This window comes from Kitasatospora sp. NPDC088264, from assembly GCF_040685715.1.
In the GTDB taxonomy this organism is placed as follows: Bacteria; Actinomycetota; Actinomycetes; order Streptomycetales; family Streptomycetaceae; genus Kitasatospora.
Genome location: NZ_JBFBIR010000151.1, coordinates 1 through 1,048, shown reverse-complemented (window position 1 = coordinate 1,048; position 1,048 = coordinate 1). Strand labels below are relative to the sequence as shown.

Annotated in this window: 1 protein-coding gene and 2 pseudogenes; all 3 read left to right on the top strand. The window is 72.1% G+C overall.

The genetic code is table 11. From position 1 onward, the window contains the following. Positions 1 to 94: pseudogene (locus AB0O82_RS38775) on the top strand (roadblock/LC7 domain-containing protein); the annotation flags it as partial. Between the two features lie 161 nt (positions 95 to 255). Further along, positions 256 to 939: a DUF742 domain-containing protein gene (locus tag AB0O82_RS38770; RefSeq protein ID WP_363589768.1), complete on the top strand. Its 684-nt coding sequence runs from the start codon at positions 256 to 258 to the stop codon at positions 937 to 939. Then, positions 920 to 1,048 (top strand): annotated as a pseudogene (locus tag AB0O82_RS38765) (ATP-binding protein); the annotation flags it as partial. The gene AB0O82_RS38770 and the pseudogene AB0O82_RS38765, both read left to right, overlap by 20 nt.

Here is a 1,048-nt window from a genome sequence, read left to right as displayed (position 1 = left end):
CGTCGGCTACGAGATGGCCCTCCTCGTCGACCGCGCCGGCGCCGTCCTCACCCCCGCACTCCGCGCGGAACTCCAGGGCAGTCTCCTGCACTGACGGTCCGTCGGATACCGTCCAGGTATTCGAAGTACCTCCGCGTCCTTCCCGGGCCCGCTTCGGCGGGCTCGGGTTCGGACGTTGTACGGCCTTCGCACCACCGGCTCCGGACCTGCGCCGAAGCTCGCACCGCACCGCCGCACCTTGTGAGGAGAGGAACCGTGACACCGCCCGACGACCGCAGCGGCCAGTACGGCGTTCCGTACCCTGGCACAGGCCATGACGCCTTCGGAGCACCCGGCGTCGGCCACGGTCAGCAGTACGGCCAGCCTCAGCACGGCCAGCAGCACGGACAGCAGTACGGCCAGCACCAGTACGGGCAGCCCCAGCACCCGTACGGGCAGCCGCAGCAGGAGCAGTACGACCAGCAGGGCCGGTCCGGCCGGTACCGACAGCCGCAGCCCGCCTTCGACACGCCGCCGCCCGGCTACCCGGCGCCCGCCCCCGACTACCGGCCGGCCCACGAGCCCGGGCACGTCGAGGAGTTCGAGGACGAGCCCGACTCCGGCCCGCTGATCCGGCCGTTCGCGATGACCGGTGGACGCACCCGGCCGCGCTACGAGCTCGCGCTGGAGGCCCTCGTCTCCGCCGACGTCGACCCGCAGCGCCTGGCCACCCTGCTCCCCGAGCACCAGCGGATCTGCACCCTGTGCAGGGAGGTCAAATCCGTCGCGGAGGTGTCGGCGCTGCTCTCCCTTCCCCTGGGAGTGGCCCGCATCCTCGTGGCCGACCTGGCCGAGGCCGGCCTCGTCGCCATCCACCAGCCCGCTTCCGGCGGCGAATCCGGAAACCAGCCCGACGTCACGCTGCTCGAAAGGGTCCTCAGTGGACTTCGCAAGCTCTAACGCGGCCGCCCCCACCCGCGCCACCACCTCCGCGAAGATCGTCGTCGCGGGCGGCTTCGGCGTCGGCAAGACCACGCTCGTCGGCGCCGTCTCCGAGATCAACCCCCTG